Raw genomic sequence first — 13,406 nt, 5'->3', positions numbered from 1 at the left:
TGGGTGATGCTGCGGCCGCAGCCGCGGGGGTCAGATCGGGAACTCGTCGAGCCTCACCGGGCGGTTCTCGGCGATGGAGCGGTAGCCCGCCTCGACGAGCGCGACCGTCTTGACGTTGTCGGCGACGGTGAGGACGGGCGGCTCCCCGGTCTCGACCGCGTACTGGAGCTGCTCCATGACGCCGATGAAGGCGTGCGGGAACCAGTGGGTCTCCCAGGTGGGCGTGACCCACTTGCCGTCCGTGGTCTTCGCGGACGCGTAGGTGAGCGTCGACGGCTCGCCGGTGGGCCAGCCGACGGTGCCCTGCGCGACGCCCTCGGTGCCCTCGACGCGCCACTTGATGTAGAAGTCGGAGTCGAAGCCCTCCTGGCGCGGACCGGCCCAGACGTCCTCCATCGACACGGCGAGCACGTTGTTCGGGAATCGGAGGGTGGACACCACGATGCCGTCGGTGTGCTCGAACTCGGTGCGCGGGTCGGTGCGCACGGCGGTGTAGATCTCGGTCGGCTCGCCGAACAGGAAGCGCAGGGCGTCCAGGTGGTGCACGCTCATGTTGGACAGGGTCAGCCGGTCGTACTCGGCGAGGAAGGTCTGCCAGTGCGGGATCGCGCGCATCTCGATCGTCGCGATCACCGGAGCTCCCAGCTCGCCGCGCTCGAGGATCTGCGAGAGCACGCGGATCGACTGGTCGTAGCGCATGTTCTGGTTGACCGAGAGGATCTTGCCCGCAGCGGCCGCCTCGTCGCGCAGCGCGATCGCCTCATCGAGGCCGAGGGCGAGCGGCTTCTGGGCGAGGATGCCCTTGATGTGGGCCTGCTCGAACGCGAGACGCACGAGGGCGGGCTGCAGGTCCGGCGGATAGGCGATGTCGAGGATCTCGACGCTCTCGTCCGCGATCAGCTGCTCGGGGGTCTCGTGGACGGTCGGGATGCCGTACCGCTCGGCAACGGCCGCGGCGTGCGCCGGCGTGCGCGAGGCGATCGCTGTGACCTCGAAGCCCGCCTCCTGATAGGCGGCGAGCTGGACCTCGGAGACGATCATGCCTGCGCCGATCACGCCGATCCTGGAGGACCGGCTGCGGACCTCGACGTCAGGGGTGAAGGCCGAGGGCTTGGCGGCGGACTGGCTCACAGGTGCGTGCTCCCATCGCTTCATTGCGACTGATTCGAACGGGTTTCGGACCAGAGTGTTAGCGCTACTGGTAACGCTCTTTCTCGTACGGTAGTGTCCCGACCACCGCTCGTCAACACAGGCACGCACCGCCCCGGTCGAACACGACGGGGCAGGCCAAGACCGCGAGCTCCACGTTCGATTTCAAGGGAGAAATCAATGCATTCGAGGCGCATCACCAGCCGCCTGCTCCGCGTCGGCGGGGCAGCCGTGGCAGCCACAGCTCTGGTCGTCCTGGCGGGCTGTTCCAGCGCGCCGGCGTCGAACAGCGGCGGCGGCAGCACGGGCTCCGGCGACAAGAAGTTCGTGATCGGCTTCGAGCAGCCCCTGGGCGGCCAGGCCTGGCGCGAGACGGGCCTTGCGGCGCTGCAGGCGCTCGCGAACCGCCCCGAGTACAAGGACAAGGTCGAGCTGAAGATCGTTCGCACGAACGACAACGACGCGGCCGCGCAGAACGCCGCGATGCAGAACCTCATCGCGCAGGGCGTGGACGCCATCCTGTTCGACCCGGCCTCCTCCTCCGGAGCCGACGCCGCCATCACCCAGGCGCAGGCGCAGAACATCCCGGTCATCGCCAACGGCGGGCCCTACGACAACCCGAACGTCTACGTCGTCTCCACCGACTGGGGCAACGCGGGCAGCATCGGTGCCGACTGGCTCCTCGCCAATCTCGGCGACAACAAGAAGGTCGCCGTGCTCGAGGGCGTCGCGGGCGTGCCGCTCAACGACGGCACCATGCCGGGCGTCCTCGACGCCCTGAAGGCGGGCGGCGCGGAGGTCGTGGCGCAGGGCACCAACAACTGGAACGAGGCGACCGCCCAGGAGGCGATGGCCTCGATCCTCCGCTCCAACCCGGATGTCGGCGGGGTGTACTCGTTCCTCACCGGCGGTCAGGGCGTGCCGGAGGCGTTCGCGGCAGCGGACATCCCCTTCGTCCCGGTCGTCGGCGGCTCCGGCTACAACGGCGAGGCCTGCACGCTGACCAAGTACGCGGACAAGGGCCTGAAGGGCGACATGGTCTTCGGCCAGCCCGCGATCTATGCCAAGGGCCTGGAGCAGGCGGTCAAGCTGCTCGAGGGCGGGACGATCGAGAAGCAGCAGTTCTTCCCGCCGCTCGAGATCACCGAGGAGAACGCGGCCGACTTCTGCCTGCCGGACGAGGCGGCCAACTTCCAGCTCGGCTATGACTTCCCCGGCCTCGACATCACGGTCGACGAGGTCAAGAAGTACTACCAGGGCTGATCCTTCATGTCGATCCCGCAGCAGGGTGGTGCCGTCGCGCAGGCGGCGGCACCACCCGCTCCTCCTGAAGCGCTCCTCGTCGTCCGCGGCCTCGTCAAGCACTACGGCCCCGTGCGGGCCGTGGAGGACGTGAGCTTCTCCTGCCAGGCGGGCGAGGTGCACGCCCTGGTCGGCGAGAACGGCGCGGGCAAGAGCACCGTCGCGAAGATGCTCGCCGGGGCGGTGTCCCCCACCGCCGGCTCCATCGGATTCGGCGGCGTGGAGCTCGGCTCGGGCAGCATCCGCGACTCCCGCCAGGCCGGCGTCACGTGCGCCTTCCAGGAGCTCGCGCTCGTGCCGGAGTGGACCGTTGCGGAGAACCTCAGCCTTCCGGATGGAGCGCCGCTGCGCGGCTTCTCGCAGAAGAAGGCGACACGTGCGGCCCGGGCGCTGCTCGACCGGCTCGAGCTGGAGCACATCGATCCCTCCGTCCCCGTCTACTCGCTCTCCCTCGCCGACCGGCAGCTCGTCGAGATCGCCCGCGCCATCGCCGCGGATCCCCAGCTGCTGATCCTCGACGAGGCGTCCTCCGCCCTCGCCCCTCCGGGGGTCGAGTGGCTGTTCCGGCGGATCCGCGAGCTGACCGCTCGGGGCACCGCCGTCGTCTACGTCTCCCACCGGCTGAGCGAGCTGGCCGAGATCGCCGACCGAGGCACGGTCCTGCGCGACGGCAAGGTCGCCGGCGAATTCCGCCGCGGCGCCTGGACCGACGACCAGCTCATCTCCCTGATGGCCGGCCGCGAGGCGTCCCGCCACTTCCCCGAGTCCCCACCCACGCCGGCGGCGGACGCACCGCCCGTGCTCGAGGTGAAGAACCTCGTCTCGCCGGGCATCGACGGGGTCGACCTCACCGTGCGCCCCGGCGAGATCCTCGGCGTCGGCGGACTGCAGGGTCACGGCCAGGCCGAGCTGCTGCGCGCGCTCTACGGCGCCGCTCCCGCGGTCGCCGACCACTGGCACCTCGGCGGACACCGCATCAAGCGCCTCACCCCGGTGCGAGCCGTGCGGCTCGGCGCCGGCTACGTGCCGGAGGACCGCAAGCGGGAGGGCCTCGCCCTGCAGATGAGCGTCGGCGAGAACCTGCTCTCCCCGTGGCTGAAGGCGTTCGGCCTCGGCGGCCGCCCCCTGCTCGGCTCCCAGAGCTCCTGGATCAGCGGCGTGCTGCGCTCCCTCTCGGTCCGCACCCGCGGCCCGCTCGAGCGGGCGGGAGCGCTGTCCGGCGGCAACCAGCAGAAGCTCGTGTTCGGGCGCTGGACCGACCGCGACCGCCGGCTCGTGCTCCTGCACGATCCCACCCGCGGCATCGACGTCCGCGCGAAGCAGGAGCTGTACGACGCGATCGTCCGCCTCTCGGGGCTGGGCGTCGCCGTCATCTGGTTCTCCACCGAGGTCGAGGAGCTCGTGCACGTCTGCCATCGCGTCGTCGTGCTCTACCGCGGAAAGATCGCCGACGAGCTCGAGGGCGAGCGCCTCACCGCCGACGCCGTGGTCGGTGCCGCCGTCGGCGTGAAGGGAAGGAGATGACCGCCTCCTCCGTCACCCCGGGCCTGCTCGGTCGCCGCCTGTGGAATGCGCCGTCGTTTCTCCGGCTGCGCCGGGAGGGTGCCGTGGCACCCGTGTCGGCGTTCCTCGTGTTCTTCGTCGTCTACGTGATCATCAACCCCGAGCTGCTCACCCGGTTCCAGCTGCAGACCGCCTCGAACCTCGTCGTGCCGCTCGCCCTGGCCGCCCTCGGCCAGCTGATCATCGTGCTCGTCGGCGGGATCGACATCTCGATCGGCGCGATCATGAGCTTCTCCAACGTGGTGTTCGCGACCGCCATGGTGTCGCTGCCGGTCCCCCTCGCGCTCCTCGCCGGAATCGGGGCGGGACTGATCTGCGGACTCTTCAACGGGGCGCTGGTCGCCTACGGGAAGCTGCCCGCGATCGCGGTCACGCTGGCGAGCGCCTTCATCATCGGCTCCATCAGCCGAGAGGTGATGGACCGGCCGGGGGGCGGCATCACCCCCGAGTTCTACCTGGCGACGAGCGGCGAGCTCCTCCCCTACGTGCCGGTCGCGCTCTTCTGGCTCGCCATCGTCGCGGTGCTGCTCTGGCTGCTGCTGCAGCGCACGGCGCTGGGGCGGCACATCTACGGGGTCGGCTCGAGTGCCGACAGCGTGCGGGCCGCCGGCCTCAACGCCCGCGGCGCCCAGCTCGCCGCCTTCGCCCTCTCCGGCGTGATCGTCGCGCTGGGCGGCATCATGCTCGCCGGCTCGACCATCACCGGCGACCCCCGCAGCGGTGACCCGTACCTGCTCAGCTCGATCGCGGCGGTGGCCCTCGCGGGCGCCAGCTTCACCGGAGGCCGCGGCAGCATCATCGGCACGATCCTCGCCGCCTGCACCCTCGGCCTGGTCGGCAACCTGCTGTTCTTCGCCGGCATCAACTCGTACTGGCAGTACGTGATCGCCGCGCTCATCGTGATCTCCGTCGTCGGCCTCCCGGTTCTCTGGCGCCGCATCTACCAGGCAGTGCGAGGAGTCCGCGCATGACCGCCGTCCGCGCCGACCCGGCCGCCGCCCCCGCACGGTCCGGCTTCTCGGGGGCCCTCGGCCGGGTGCCGCGGAGCGTGTGGCCCCTGGCGGTGTTCGTGCTGCTGTTCCTCGTCGGCGGGCTGATCCGGCCGAACCTGCTGTCGGTCGACTCGCTCGTCGGCACCGCGACGTTCGCGATGATCCTCGCGATCGCGTCCTTCGGGCAGACGGTGGCCGTGATCCAGGCCGGCATCGACCTGTCGGTGCCGAACACGATCGCCTTCGCCGCCCTCGGCTTCCTCACCTGGACCGCGGCGTTCGGCCCGGTGCTCGGCTTCGTCGGCGGCATCCTCGCCGGCGTGATCGTGGGCCTCGCCAACGGCGTCATCGTCGCCAAGCTCGGGCTGACGCCGATCGTCACGACGATCGCGATGAACGGCCTGCTGTTCGGCGTGGTGCTGCTCACCTTCCGGAACTCCGAGCTGACGGTGATCCCGCAGTTCCTCACCGACATCACCGCGACGAAGATCGACCTCTTCGGGGTCAAGATCGCCGCCGTGCTGCCGCTCGGCCTCATCCTCATGGTCGTGCTGCAGCTCGTGCTGAGCTTCACCGGCTGGGGCCGGTCCCTCTTCGTGGTCGGCTCCGCCCCGCACACCGCGACCCTCGCCGGCCTGCCCGTCGACCGGATCCGCATGGCCGGGTACGCGCTGTCCGGCGCCCTGGCCGCCTTCGCCGGGATCGTCATCGTCGGGTTCTACGCCCAGGCCTCCGCCACCATGGGCGCCTCGTACCTGCTCGGCTCGGTCGCGGCAGTCGTCGTGGGCGGCGCATCCATCTTCGGCGGGCGCGGATCGATGGTCGGCACCTTCGGCGGCGCCCTGGTGCTCGGCCAGGTCGCGACGCTCGTCAACGTCGCCAACCTCGGCTCCAACATCCAGCAGCTGATCTACGGCGTGATCGTCCTCATCGTGATCGCGCTCTACGGCCGTCGCACCGCCGAGTGAGGACCCCGGGCGCGGCCTTCACTCTCGCTCAGCAGGCATTTCTTCCTTGAGCAGACACAAACGGCGGGTTTCAGCCTGCTGAAGCGCGTTTCGCCTGCTGAGGGAAAGTCCTAGTCCTCGTCGAGGATCGAATCGGGCTGGATGTCGATCTTGGCGCCCGTGAGCTTCGCCGCGAGGCGGGCGTTCTGGCCCTCCTTGCCGATCGCGAGCGACAGCTGATAGTCCGGCACCAGCGCGCGGACTGCCTTCAGCTTCTGGTCGATCACGAAGGCGCTCGACACCCGGGCGGGCGAGAGCGCGTTCGCAACGAAGGTGGGGAGGTCGTCCGAGTAGTCCACGATGTCGATCTTCTCGCCGCCCAACTCGGCCTGGACCGAGCGAACGCGCTGGCCGAGCTCGCCGATGCAGGCCCCCTTGGCGTTGACGCCCGGCTCCGTGGCGCGGACCGCGATCTTCGACCGGTGTCCCGCCTCGCGGGCCAATGAGACGATCTCCACCACGCCGCTGGCGATCTCCGGGACCTCGAGGGCGAACAGCTTGCGGACGAGCGAGGGATGGGTCCTGGACACGGTGATCGAGGGCCCCTTGGTGCCCTTCGAGACGCTCGTCACGTAGACACGGATGCGCTCGCCGTGCGGGTAGGTCTCCCCCGGCACCTGCTCCTCCGGCGGAAGGATCGCCTCGATCGTGCCGAGGTCGATGTGGATCATCCGCGGGTTCGGCCCCTGCTGGATGACGCCGGCGATCACGTCGCCCTCACGGCCCTTGAATTCGCCCAGGATCCGCTCGTCACCGATGTCGCGCAGCCGCTGGTTGATGACCTGCTTCGCGGCGAAGGCCGCGATCCGGCCGAAGTCGCTGGGGCTGTCCTCGGCCTCGCCGATGACTGCGCCCTCCTCATCGGTCTCGGGCACGAACACGGCGACGTGCCCGTTCTTCCGGTCGATGTGCACTCGCGCGGGTGCCGGCTCGTCGCTGCCGTGCTTCGGCTCCGGCTTGTCGGTGTGCTTGAGGTAGGCGGTGAGGATGGCCTGCTCGATGATCTGGACGAGTTCCTCGAAGGGAATCTCGCGCTCGCGCTCCATGAGGCGCAGCACGCTGAGGTCGATATCCACGGGCCGGTCTCCACTATTCGCGATGTGATCCCCCGGGTTGCGGAGGCTTCGTCTACGGTACCCGATCCGCTCGGACCCCACTTCCGCCGCCCGGGCAGGGCAGTTCGGCCGGCGGCGCGTCCCGGCCCGGGTTGCGGCGTGGCACCGCAGCGAACCTACGCGCGCGTCGTTCCCGGGTAGAGGCGGTGCGACCTTCGGGTGCCCGTTCCGGCGCGGAGTGCCCGCTACAGGGGGCACTCCGCGCCGGAACGGGCACCTGAGCGGCAGGGCCGGCAGCGCTCAGGGCGCAAGCTCATGACCGGAGCTCGGACAGGATGCGCGCCGAGGCCTCCGCCAGCGGGAGCGGGGTCCGCTCGCCCGAGCGCCGGTCCCAGAGCTCGACCTCACCGGAAGCGAGGCCCTTGCCGACGATGAGGATGGTCGGGACGCCGAGAAGCTCCGCGTCGCCGAACTTGACGCCGGGCGACACCTTCGGCCGGTCGTCGTAGAGCACCTCCACGCCGGACGCCTCGAGCTCCGCCGCGATCGCCTCGGCCGCCGTGTAGACCGCCTCGTCCTTGCCGGTCGCCACGATGTGCACGTCGTAGGGAGCGACCTCCCGCGGCCAGAGCAGGCCCTTGTCATCCGCGTTCGCCTCGGCGACCAGCGCCAGGTTGCGGGTCACACCGATGCCGTACGAGCCCATCGTGACGGTGACCAGCTTGCCGTTCGGGTCGAGCACCTGCAGACCGAGCGCCTCGGCATACTTGCGGCCGAGCTGGAACACGTGCCCGATCTCGGTGCCGCGGCTGAGCTCGACGGGCCCGGACCCGTCAGGGGCAGGATCTCCTGCGCGCACGTCGGCGACCTCGACCCAGCCGTCACCCACGAAGTCGCGCCCGGCGACGAGGCCGAGCACATGCTTCTCGTTGCGGTTCGCGCCGGTGACCCAGGCGGTGCCGTCCACGACGCGGGGATCGAGCAGGAAGCGGATGTTCGTCGCCGACTCCAGGCCGAGGATCGCCCCCGTCTCCGACCACGGTCCGATGTACCCCTTGACGAGGCTCGGGTTGCGGTCGAAGTCCTCCTCGGTCGCGGCGGCGACTTCGGCGGGCTGGAACGCCACCTCGGCGCGCTTCAGGTCCACGTCTCGGTCGCCGGGGAGCCCGACGACGACGAGCTCGCGGCTGCCGTCGAGGTGGGTGAGGGAGAGCACCACGTTCTTCAGGGTGTCGGCGGCCGTCCAGGGGCGGTCCTCGCGCGGCTGCTCCGCGTTCACGAGGTCGACGAGGGTGGCGATGGTGGGCGTCGACGGGGAGTCGAAGACACGCGCGGGCGGAAGGCCCTCGATCGGCAGCGCATCGGGCGCGAGAGTGCTGAACGCCTCGACGTTCGCCGCGTAGCCGCCGGGCGAGGATACGAAGGTGTCCTCCCCGATCGGCGTGGGGTGCAGGAACTCCTCGCTCTTGGACCCGCCCATAGCCCCCGCGTCGGCCGCAACGATGACGTAGTCGAGCCCGAGCCGGGCGAAGATGCGCTCGTACGCGTCGCGCTGCGCCTGATAGCTCGCGTCCAGTCCTTCGTCGGAGCTGTCGAAGGAGTAGGCGTCCTTCATGGAGAACTCGCGTCCCCGCAGGAGGCCGGCACGCGGACGTGCCTCGTCGCGGTACTTGTCCTGGATCTGGAAGATCGTGAGGGGCAGGTCCTTGTAGGACGAGTACAGGTCCTTCACCAGGAGGGTGAAGACCTCCTCGTGGGTGGGGGCGAGCAGGTAGTCGGCGCCCTTGCGGTCCTTCAGCCGGAAGATGCCGTCGCCGTACTCCTCCCACCGCCCGGTCGCCTCGTAGGGCTCGCGGGGCAGGAGTCCGGGGAACAGGACCTCCTGTGCGCCCACCGCCGTCATCTCCTCGCGGATGATGCGCTCGACCTTGGTGCGCACCCGGAGCCCCAGCGGGAGCCACGCGAAGATGCCCGGCGCCTGACGGCGGATGTAGCCCGCGCGCACGAGGAGACGGTGGCTCGTCACCTCGGCGTCAGCCGGGTCCTCTCGCAGAGTGCGGACGAAGAGCTGGGACAGGCGGGTTGGCACCCGACAAATCTAGCGACCGCCCGGGAGGGCGACCGCCGAGGGCGTCCCGCAGAGACGGCAGCGCCGCCGCCGGGAGCCCGGACGGCGCCGCGGGCTGCCGGCGAGAAGCAGGAGAGGTACACGTTCCCGTGGTTCAGTACCCGCCGGGGGTCATCGTGACGGCGCCGGTCCGGCCGATCCACCACTTGCCCGCCTCCTGGTGGTGGACCCGGAAGCGCCAGCTGTAGCCGGCCGTGACCCACGGCCTGAGGCAGCCGCTCGTGTTCGGCGTGGTGATCGCGACGCTGTTCCCGCGGCCGCTGTCGTACGCATCGACCGCCACCTGGCGGTTGCAGGCGCCCCAGCAGGTGGTGCCGTTCTTGTACGCCGTGGAGACGGCGATGACGGCGATGGGGTACAGATCCGCTTCGGGCGATCGGTGCTTTCCCGATAATGAAGGGTAGACAGATCGGTCGGTTGCTGGTTGAATGGGGCACACGTTTCTAGGCCACTCGGGGGGAGTGAACAGATGGACGACTCCGGACGCACCATCGGCGCTCGCCTCTGGCGCTCCCTGGGCGGCGGGCTCGTCACCGCCGGCGGGCTGCTGGCCCTCTCACTTGCCTTGTCTGCTGCTTCCGCCAGCGCGGACAGCGGGGACCTGCCGGTTCATGCGGGACAATCCGCTGAGGCGCCGTCCTCCTCCGCTGTCCAGGCCGTTTCCGAGGCGCTTCCGGAACCCGATGCCGCAGCTCATCGGCACCTCGAGACCCTCGAGGGGACATCCGCGATCGTCGGGACCGTCCCCGGGCCGCGCCCGCCACGTGCCCGCCTCGTCGTTCGCGAGGCTGACGACCTCGCCGAGGTCCTCGCCCCCCCGGCCGCGCCCCTCCCCGTCGCCGTTCCCCTTTCCGTTCCCCTTTCCGTTCCCGGGGAGGCAATCGCGAGCGGCACGGTGTCGGGATTCGACTCCGCTCCGGCTGCCCGAGTCGTGAACGGCCCTGCGGGTGCCGGCGACCGCGGTCAGACCGAGTCCGCTCAGGGGACCCACCAGGACGAAGTCTCGGCTGCCGGGCTCGCCCAGTCCGCGGTGCTCGAGACCGGCGCGGCGGCGACGTGGCCGTCTGGCCTCGAGCTGATCGCTCAGAAGGACGGCCTGATCTTCGTCGTTGCAGGGATTCTGCTCGCGATCGCCATGGGGGCCATCGGGGCGGGCGCCCTGATTCCGAAGCGTCGCCGGAACCCCCGCTAGCAGGCGCGACGGCGCCGACGCTGCGGCGCCTGGCCGATTCGGCGCACGACCAGGGATCGCCAGGACGACTCCGGGTCAGGCGGTGACGACCTCGGGCTTCCCGGTGGCGGCGCCGGGCCCCATCTCGTCGGCGAGGCGGTTCGCCTCCTCGATGAGGGTGGCCACGATCTCGCTCTCGGGCACGGTTTTGATCACGTGGCCCTTCACGAAGATCTGGCCCTTGCCGTTGCCGGATGCGACGCCGAGGTCGGCCTCGCGGGCCTCGCCGGGGCCGTTCACCACGCAGCCCATCACGGCGACGCGCAAGGGAACGCTCATGCCTTCGAGTCCGTCGGTGACGGCGTTGGCGAGGGAGTACACGTCGACCTGCGCGCGGCCGCAGCTCGGGCAGGACACGATCTCCAGTTTGCGCTCGCGCAGGTTGAGCGACTGCAGGATCTGCAAGCCCACCTTGACCTCTTCGGCGGGCGGGGCGGACAGGGAGACTCGGATGGTGTCACCGATGCCCTCGGCGAGCAGGATCCCGAAGGCGGTTGCCGACTTGATCGTGCCCTGGAAGGAGGGCCCGGCCTCGGTCACGCCCAGGTGCAGCGGCCAGTCCCCGCGCTCGGCGAGCAGTCGGTACGCCTTGACCATGACGATCGGGTCGTTGTGCTTGACGGAGATCTTGAAGTCGTGGAAGTCGTGCTCCTCGAAGAGGGCCGCCTCCCACACCGCGCTCTCGGCCAGCGCCTCGGGCGTGGCTTTGCCGTACTTCTCCAGGAGGCGCGGGTCCAGGGAGCCGGCGTTGACGCCGATCCGGAGGCTGACTCCGGCATCCTTGGCGGCCTTTGCGATGGCGCCGACCTGGTCGTCGAACTTGCGGATGTTCCCGGGGTTGACGCGGACGGCCGCGCAGCCTGCGTCGATCGCCTGGAACACATACTTCGGCTGGAAGTGGATGTCGGCGATGACCGGGATCTGGCTCTTCTTGGCGATGATGTGCAGCACATCGGCGTCGTCCTGGCTGGGCACCGCCACCCGGACGATGTCGCAGCCGGACGCGGTGAGCTCAGCGATCTGCTGGAGAGTGCCGTTGATGTTGGTCGTCGCGGTCGTCGTCATCGACTGGACACTGATGGGCGCGTCCCCGCCCACCAGGACCTTGCCGACCCGGATCTGCCGGGACTTGCGGCGCGGCGCCAGCACGTCCGGCACAGACGGCATTCCGAGGTTCACAGCGGGCACCCGGCAAGCCTACGCCGGAGCGGCTGAGCGCCCGATGGACCTCATCACCGAGAGCGCCGCGAAACGCCGAGCGCGCCCCGTGGCCAGGGCGCGCTCGGTGTTTCGGGGCGCGCTCGATGGGTCAGCCGCGGGGCGGCGGCTCCCCCCTCGCCGATCGGGAGCTCGAGGTGCTCCCCCACGTCGCAGAGGAGCTCAGCAACGAGGAGATCGGCGCCCGCCTCCACCTCAGCCCCCTCACGGCCGAGACGCACCTGTCGCGCATCCTCACGAAGCCCGACTGCCGCGACCGCGTCCAGCTCGTCCTGCCGGCCGATGAGACGGGCCTCGTTCAGCCCGGCCGGCGCTGATCTCCTCCTCGGCGGGGAGCCGGGGCCGCGGGGTGCCCGGCGCGCGGCGGGTGGGCCTGGGTACTCCGTCAGGACCATCGGACCCAGGAGCTCAGAGGATCGAGATGGGCTTCACGATGTCGGCGTAGATGAGCAGTGCGCTCATGCCGCCGAGGATGATGACGACGGCGAAGGTGAGCGGCATGAGCTTGGCGGTGTCCACCGGGCCCGGGTCGCGGCGGCGGAACAGGCGTGCGAAGGTGCGCCGGGTGCCCTCCCACAGGGCGCCGGCGACGTGGCCTCCGTCGAGCGGCATCAGCGGCACCAGGTTGAACACGAGCAGGGCGACGTTCAGCGACGCGATCACGCCGAGGAGGCTCGCGACCCGGGAGGCGACGGGCACGTCCTCGAGGCTCGCGATCTCGCCCGCGAGCCTGCCCACGCCCACGACGCTCACCGGCCCGTTGGGATCCCGCTCGCCGGGTCCGAAGGCGGCATTGGCCACGTCGATGAGCCGCTGCGGGAGGTGCACGATGATGCCCGCCACGGCCCCGATGTTCTCACCGACCATCGGCAGGACGGCGGTCGCGGGCTGGGGAACGAGTGCCGACGTGGGGCCGATGCCGAGGAAGCCGACCTTCTGCGTCTCGGCGTTCCCCTTCGCGTCGGTGGCCACCTTGCCCTGGTCGTCGATCACGTACCGCTCGGTGAGCAGCGGCGTCGCGATGATCGGCACCGTGGCGCCGTCCCGCTCCACGACGAGGTCGAGCGGCTGTCCCGGGGAATCGCGGATGAGCGCAGTGGCCTGGTCCCACTGCTCGATGGGAGTGCCCTCGATGCTGACGATCGTGTCGCCCGGCAGGATCCCCGCCGCCGCGCCGGGGGCACGGGGGTCGCTGTCGGCGCAGCTCTGCCGCGTGCTCGTCGCGGGGAGCACGCACTCGGACACGGAGCCGACCGTGGTGGTCAGCTGCGCCACCCCGAAGCCCATCAGCACGATCGCGTAGAAGAGGATCGCGAGCAGCAGGTTCATGGCCGGCCCGCCGAGCATGATGACGATGCGCTTGGCGGTGGGGAGGCGGTAGAACGCGCGGCTCTCCTCTCCCTCGCTGACGGTCGCGGTGCTCGAGTCGCGCGCGTCCTGCACCATGGTGTTGAAGAAGCCGGTGCTCGCGTTGCGCATGGGACCGCCCTGGCGGGCCGGCGGGAACATCCCGATCATCGCGATGTAGCCGCCGAGCGGGATGGCCTTGAGACCGTACTCCGTCTCGCCGCGGCGCACCGAGAAGAGCGTCTTGCCGAAGCCGATCATGTACTGGGTCACCTTGACCCCGAACAGCTTGGCCGGCAGGAGATGGCCGACCTCGTGGAGCGCGATCGACAGCGCCAGCCCGATCACGATCACGAGCACGCCGAGGATGTATAACAGGACGCTGTCCACGCGGCAACCCTAGAGGCCCTCCCC

Annotated in this window: 12 protein-coding genes; 6 read left to right on the top strand and 6 right to left on the bottom strand. The window is 70.3% G+C overall.

Annotated elements, in window-relative coordinates; all coding sequences use genetic code 11:
* Positions 1 to 30 precede the first annotated feature (30 nt).
* Positions 31 to 1,131 carry a Gfo/Idh/MocA family oxidoreductase gene (locus JWR33_RS12135; protein WP_297412178.1) on the bottom strand — a complete coding sequence of 367 codons (1,101 nt, stop codon included), beginning with the start codon at positions 1,129 to 1,131 and terminating at the stop codon, positions 31 to 33.
* Between the two features lie 198 nt (positions 1,132 to 1,329).
* Between JWR33_RS12135 and JWR33_RS12130 the strand changes: the two genes are divergently transcribed.
* From JWR33_RS12130 to JWR33_RS12115, 4 genes are read left to right on the top strand one after another with little or no spacing between them, the layout of a single operon-like run.
* Positions 1,330 to 2,412: a substrate-binding domain-containing protein gene (locus tag JWR33_RS12130; protein WP_297412177.1), complete on the top strand. Its 1,083-nt coding sequence runs from the start codon at positions 1,330 to 1,332 to the stop codon at positions 2,410 to 2,412.
* Between the two features lie 6 nt (positions 2,413 to 2,418).
* Entirely contained in the window at positions 2,419 to 3,975 is a 1,557-nt protein-coding gene (locus JWR33_RS12125; protein WP_297412176.1) for a sugar ABC transporter ATP-binding protein, read from the top strand.
* On the top strand, positions 3,972 to 4,985 hold the full coding sequence (locus JWR33_RS12120) for an ABC transporter permease (protein ID WP_297412175.1): 1,014 nt from the start codon (positions 3,972 to 3,974) through the stop codon (positions 4,983 to 4,985). Before JWR33_RS12125 ends, JWR33_RS12120 begins: the two co-directional genes overlap by 4 nt.
* Positions 4,982 to 5,974 (top strand): ABC transporter permease, encoded by a 993-nt coding sequence (locus JWR33_RS12115; RefSeq protein WP_297412174.1) that lies wholly within the window; start codon positions 4,982 to 4,984, stop codon positions 5,972 to 5,974. The genes JWR33_RS12120 and JWR33_RS12115 overlap by 4 nt, the downstream gene beginning before the upstream one ends.
* A 110-nt stretch (positions 5,975 to 6,084) precedes the next feature.
* Here JWR33_RS12115 and nusA read toward each other — a convergent pair whose 3' ends face one another.
* The 3 genes from nusA to JWR33_RS12100 all read right to left on the bottom strand — a co-directional run bounded on the left by nusA (position 6,085) and on the right by JWR33_RS12100 (position 9,635).
* Positions 6,085 to 7,089 carry a transcription termination factor NusA gene (nusA, locus tag JWR33_RS12110; RefSeq protein WP_297412173.1) on the bottom strand — a complete coding sequence of 335 codons (1,005 nt, stop codon included), beginning with the start codon at positions 7,087 to 7,089 and terminating at the stop codon, positions 6,085 to 6,087.
* Positions 7,090 to 7,381: 292 nt separating this feature from the next.
* Positions 7,382 to 9,157, bottom strand: coding sequence for a proline--tRNA ligase (locus tag JWR33_RS12105; RefSeq protein WP_297412172.1), 1,776 nt, complete (start codon positions 9,155 to 9,157; stop codon positions 7,382 to 7,384).
* 133 nt (positions 9,158 to 9,290) lie between these two features.
* A complete protein-coding gene (locus tag JWR33_RS12100) occupies positions 9,291 to 9,635 on the bottom strand; it encodes a hypothetical protein (protein ID WP_297412171.1) in 345 nt (114 codons plus the stop codon).
* Positions 9,636 to 9,665: 30 nt separating this feature from the next.
* Here JWR33_RS12100 and JWR33_RS12095 point away from each other — a divergent pair, with 30 nt between their 5' ends.
* Positions 9,666 to 10,388, top strand: coding sequence for a hypothetical protein (locus tag JWR33_RS12095; protein WP_297412170.1), 723 nt, complete (start codon positions 9,666 to 9,668; stop codon positions 10,386 to 10,388).
* 75 nt (positions 10,389 to 10,463) lie between these two features.
* Here JWR33_RS12095 and ispG read toward each other — a convergent pair whose 3' ends face one another.
* Positions 10,464 to 11,615 (bottom strand): flavodoxin-dependent (E)-4-hydroxy-3-methylbut-2-enyl-diphosphate synthase, encoded by a 1,152-nt coding sequence (ispG, locus tag JWR33_RS12090; RefSeq protein WP_297412169.1) that lies wholly within the window; start codon positions 11,613 to 11,615, stop codon positions 10,464 to 10,466.
* Positions 11,616 to 11,731: 116 nt separating this feature from the next.
* On the opposite strand from ispG, the gene JWR33_RS12085 reads away from it, so the two are divergent.
* Positions 11,732 to 11,962: a helix-turn-helix transcriptional regulator gene (locus tag JWR33_RS12085; protein WP_366074186.1), complete on the top strand. Its 231-nt coding sequence runs from the start codon at positions 11,732 to 11,734 to the stop codon at positions 11,960 to 11,962.
* A 91-nt stretch (positions 11,963 to 12,053) separates the two neighbouring features.
* Here JWR33_RS12085 and JWR33_RS12080 read toward each other — a convergent pair whose 3' ends face one another.
* Positions 12,054 to 13,382, bottom strand: a complete 1,329-nt coding sequence (locus JWR33_RS12080; RefSeq protein ID WP_297412168.1) for a site-2 protease family protein — start codon at positions 13,380 to 13,382, stop codon at positions 12,054 to 12,056.
* Positions 13,383 to 13,406: the final 24 nt, after the last annotated feature.

This window comes from Naasia sp., assembly GCF_025465545.1.
Lineage (GTDB): Bacteria > Actinomycetota > Actinomycetes > Actinomycetales > Microbacteriaceae > Naasia.
The sequence above is the reverse complement of the archived record's forward strand: the minus strand, read 5'-3'. Positions and strand labels throughout refer to the sequence as shown.